General features: G+C 34.5%; 4 protein-coding genes. All 4 read right to left on the minus strand.

The features are described 5' to 3' along the window. Positions 1–317: 317 nt before the first annotated feature. A complete protein-coding gene (locus tag ACSX1H_RS18705) occupies positions 318–911 on the minus strand; it encodes a hypothetical protein (RefSeq protein ID WP_439185778.1) in 594 nt (197 codons plus the stop codon). A gap of 175 nt (positions 912–1,086) precedes the next feature. Further along, positions 1,087–1,554, minus strand: a complete 468-nt coding sequence (locus ACSX1H_RS18710) for a hypothetical protein (protein WP_439185779.1) — start codon at positions 1,552–1,554, stop codon at positions 1,087–1,089. 313 nt (positions 1,555–1,867) lie between these two features. Then, the gene (locus ACSX1H_RS18715) at positions 1,868–4,129 is read right to left on the minus strand and encodes a leucine-rich repeat protein (protein ID WP_439185780.1); all 2,262 of its coding nucleotides are present in this window, start codon (positions 4,127–4,129) and stop codon (positions 1,868–1,870) included. 147 nt (positions 4,130–4,276) lie between these two features. Next, positions 4,277–4,600 carry a hypothetical protein gene (locus tag ACSX1H_RS18720; RefSeq protein WP_439185781.1) on the minus strand — a complete coding sequence of 108 codons (324 nt, stop codon included), beginning with the start codon at positions 4,598–4,600 and terminating at the stop codon, positions 4,277–4,279. Positions 4,601–4,910 lie beyond the last annotated feature (310 nt).

Here is a 4,910-nt window from a genome sequence, read left to right on the forward strand (position 1 = left end):
TCTGAACGTCTGGGCTAATATGAAACCAACCAAGTCAGGATTAGTGGCCAAGTAATTCTAAGTTTTGGTTTTTGGCGACCGTCCTCTATCCCACTATCAAAGCTGAAACCCGAAATTGCCTGTAACGGTTGGCTAGATGAAGCGTATGGCACTTTAACGAACCAAACCTTCCAAAATACCTCTGAGCCAAATCTTTTATTTGTTTTTATCTTTCTATTACTAAAGCCAAATCAAAGATTTGGCGGTGCTCAATTACCCAACTTAAGTTCCAAGCGACCACGAACGCCATATGCTTTATACTAGCGTGTTGTAGCCTGTTATTTTATTTTCCACCATTTCATTCTAATCTTCTTTTCTTTACCATTGAAATCTATAATGTATTTATAAGAATCAAAGTCAATAAGTTCAATGTGATTTGTTTTTATTGTCACTTCAGGTTTCCCTGATGGATTTATCCAATTTTCTCTTCCTCCAAACCTCCACTTAATTTGTCCGTCTCTGCCAATTCTTACAATATCTAATTCGCCATGAACTAATAAATCACTTTCTAATCTATGAATAGCAAGGCAGCATAGTGAATCAATTGCTTTAGACCAATTCAGAGAAAGGTCAGGAATATTAAGTGAGTAAACCATATCCTTAGCAATTATATACAATACTGAATCATCAATAACGAATGATGTCTCTGAATCAATAGTTACACCACCTGGTTCACAAATTATTGCAGTTTTAACAAGATTCGAATTTTCATATGTCTTTATTGCAGTTTGTGTATAACTCATATTTCTAGAGAATAAACCCATACTTTCTGAATATTCTATGTCATATGAATTTATATTATCAGTCGAATTTGGGGTATAGGTTGAGTCATTTACTATTTCAATCTTGTATTTACCCAATACTGTCTCCATGTACTGTTTTTTTTAATAGGCTACAACGGTTGGCCGCATGGCGCTGTAGCAGATTTGCGTTGAGATTGTCCGTCCGAGAGGACGAGACCATCGAGGCGGGAATCTGCCCAACCAAAGTGAGCCAGACTGCTATGCGCTATAGCGGCGTGTTAGGGGCAGTAATTTATTAATTTTATTATTCGCTCGAGTTTTCATTGTCAGATTTAATTCTGTCAATAATAACTCCCAATAGCAACAGAATATTAACGAAAATTAATGTTAAAGCCATCCGATTACTTGCTGTGTGATTCAATCTTTGATATTCAGATTCAATTAAATGTACTTGGTCAAAGAAGTCTGATAAATAATGATTTACAATCGATGTATCTTCCAAATTATTCATTTTGTCACAAGGCAACACAAAATCAATTTCAATTGGATGCTTGTCAACAAATTCTTTTAAGCTTTTGCAATATTCATAATAAAGCACATCATCTTCTTTTTCCGCTGTTGCCAATGACTGATTAAGTGAAAATCTAATTTCACCCAATTCTGAAATTATTTCCCTTTTGTTGAAAGAATCTATTGATATTAATGCTCCGAAGACGAGTAGTGTAACTGTTAGTATCGCTTTGGTTAGTTTTAGCTTGTTCTTAATAGTCATTGAATGTTTATGAAATTTTGGTGGTCTATTTTAGAAGAATAACGAATCAATATTCATTTAATATTGTGATTTAGAGTCATGCCGGAACTTATTGCCCCTAACGGTTCGGCCGTATGATGCGTGCCGCTACGTGATTGATTATTTCTTAGTTTCTCTTTCTTTCGTGCGTGATATAAAACCTCCAAACCTCACAGCTATGAGGCATGCCTTATGACGGCTTGTTGGCCAGTGTGATTTTTTATAGAAAAGAATCAGTTATTATAGATCAGTATACCCTCCAACCTCATCAAAATTTCGTTCTCATAAGCTAACACTAGTTCTTTACTACCAAAGCAACTCCTTTTTTCTTATTTTCTTCCACTTTAAGAATGTATACACCTTTATAAAAACTACTAAAATCCAACTGTACCTTTGTGGTTTTGGATATTCGAGTATAGATTTGCTTACCTCTCATATCATAAATTGATATCTGTGTATCTGGAAGAATGCCATCTACTACTAGCATGTCTATTACAGGATTCGGATAAACAATAAAATTGATTGTATTATTCGATTCAATCCCTGTTTTAATATTAAAAAAGTCTTTCCATTGATCTGCTGTTTGATAGTCTGTAAAACTTTCTGTGGGAACATATACAGGTATTGTTTTATCAACCCCACCAAAAACATCGGAAGATAAATTAGGAGGTGTTATGCTCAAACATATGATGGAGCTTAATCCTGTACAGTTTTTAAATGCATAATATCCTATACTACTTACTGAAGAGCCTATTGTGAGATTTGATAATTCTATACAACCTTCAAATGCTTTCCCTTTAATGCTTTTTACAGAATTTGGTATTTCGATTGAGTTTATACTAATACAACCTACAAATGCAGAATTACCAATAGTAGTTAGAGTCATACCAAATTCAATGGATGTTAGGCTTGAGCAGTCTTTAAATGTATTAGAAGCTATCTCCTCTAAGGGGTCGGGTAATTGAACCGATGTTAATTTATTACATTTCTCAAAAGCACTCACCCCAACAATATCAACTGAGCTACCAAGCGAAACTTTTTCCAAATTACCACAATTATAAAATGCTCGTTCTCCAATTGTTGTGGTAGTATTCGGAAGTACAATTTCATCAATCTGGTTGTTATCTTTGAAAGCTTCTGCTTCAATGCTTGCTACTTTGAAGTCGTAGTATTTGTGCGCTATCTCGGATGGTATATCTATTTTGCCAGAAATCTCCGTGCCAATAACAGTTACCTCATTGGGTTCTATCGAACTAATTACATACAAAATTCCATTGTCATTAATGATCTCATATTGAATATTGGTGAAATCCTTCCAGCCAGTAGCACTCTTATAAGCGTCAATACTTTGCCTTAAAACGTAGAGTGGAATTGTTTTAGAAACATCAGTGAACACCCACCAATCCAGCCTTGGTGGATCAATTGAATAGCAGGTAATTTCTTGCATGGAATGACATCCTCTGAAAGCATTTTGCCCAATGCTTGAAATTGACTTTCCAAATACGATTGAAGTTAAGTTAGTGCATTGAGCAAAGGCACCTATACCAATAGATTCTACTGAATTTGGAATGATTAATGAACTGATTTTCTCGCATTCACTAAAAGCTTCCTGACCGATGGATTTAACAGATTTACCTATAGTAACGGAATTTAAAGAAGAACAACGCTCAAAGGCATAATACCCAATTGACTGTACTAGATCTGGAATATTAATTGACTCTAAAGCAATACAGTTATAGAAAACAGAACCCCCCATATATTTGAGAGTATTTGGCAAAGTTATATTCGATAAACTAATACAATTATCAAATGCCATATCCCCTAATGTTTCAACAGAATCACCTAAACCTACTGAAGTCAATTTATCACAATTTCTAAACGCTCCATCGCCTATTGTTTTAACTGTATTTGGTAATTGTATCGTTGTAAGCTCTTTGCAACTACTAAATGCATCACCTCCTATGGTTACAACAGATTTTCCTATCTTAACTGAGGATAAAATGGAACAACTATGAAATGCCAAATCTCCAATGTATGTAACCTGATCTGGAATCTCTATATTTTCCAGTAAATAACAATATCTAAATGCATTATCTCCAATTGAAGTTAATGAACTCCCTAGAGAAACTTTAGCTAACTCATGGCAATATATAAATGCATTATTACCGATTGTTTTAACATTATCAGGGATTTCTATTTGAGATAATTTTCGGCAATTCATAAACGCCAATTCCCCTATATGTTGAATGCTATTGGGCAGCTCGATATTAGTTATTGATGAGCAATATTGAAATGCCTCGTTACCAATAGAAGTTACCGTATATGTCTTTTCACCATGCATTATCTCCTCAGGAATCTTTATTGCGCCTATATATTTTTGCTCTTTCTTTGTTACCTCTACAGTAAAAGGGGTTTCGGAAGAGGTAATATTATATGCAATTCCATTAGCAATAAAACTTTGGGCAATTATGCTATTAATGCACAATATGGAGATTAAAAATAATAAATAAAGTTTCTTCAATTTTTTAAATATTAATGGGTTGTTTTTTTTATTCATACTGGCCAACGGTCTGGCCATATGAAGTGGCCCGATCTGCGTGTGGTATATTCGCTTTCTTGTTTACACTTACGATCGCGCGGGAGCTAAACTCCCAAATCTCGCCTAAGCCAGGGCTACTTTATGATGGCTTGTTGTACGCAGTTATTATTTGCTATTCAATGAATTATTAACAATTTCCACTATAATGTTCTGTGGAAATTTTTCTCCATTTTCAACTGATTTCCTTAATTGCTCAACAAAATCGGAACAGTTTGCTTTTTTAATATGTTCTTTCCATCTATCAGAAAGTAATTCATCAATGCTTATCAATGCTGCACCACAATCAGAATGATGGTCACCACTCGCAACAATAAAAGGCTTTTCTTTTTCTTTAATATCAACTCCTAAAATATGTGGACATTTGTAATTTTCAGACTTTCTCTCATATCCACGACCAATTTCTATAAATCTCTCACTAAGTGTTGCCATATGTTACATTCTAAATCAAAATCTGTCTAAGCTAAATATTATATTCATTTGAAGCTCAATTGTTGGGTGTTCTGCCGAATTCTGACTAATGTCAAATTTTACAATTTACATTCCCCTGAAAATTTGCACGTTAGCAAAAGAAATAAATAAACCTAAAAGGTATTGATTAACTTGTCTTAAAATCAATTCCATAGGTTTATAGGGAGAATTGCGTACAACGGCCTGCCGCATGGCGTCGTAAGGCGAAATTAATCTTACGAACTTTCCAAAATGAGCGGAGCCAAAGCGTTGTATTTGAGTTTATCTTTTC

It is taken from the genome of Carboxylicivirga taeanensis (genome assembly GCF_051851475.1).
In the GTDB taxonomy this organism is placed as follows: domain Bacteria; phylum Bacteroidota; class Bacteroidia; order Bacteroidales; family Marinilabiliaceae; genus Carboxylicivirga; species Carboxylicivirga taeanensis.

What these genes read in the sequence shown, in the direction of transcription:
- ACSX1H_RS18715 (WP_439185780.1), bottom strand. Translation starts at nt 4,129, where the DNA reads ATGAATAAAAAAAACAACCCATTAATATTTAAAAAATTGAAGAAACTT.
- ACSX1H_RS18710 (WP_439185779.1), bottom strand. Translation starts at nt 1,554, where the DNA reads ATGACTATTAAGAACAAGCTAAAACTAACCAAAGCGATACTAACAGTT.
- ACSX1H_RS18705 (WP_439185778.1), bottom strand. Translation starts at nt 911, where the DNA reads ATGGAGACAGTATTGGGTAAATACAAGATTGAAATAGTAAATGACTCA.
- ACSX1H_RS18720 (WP_439185781.1), bottom strand. Translation starts at nt 4,600, where the DNA reads ATGGCAACACTTAGTGAGAGATTTATAGAAATTGGTCGTGGATATGAG.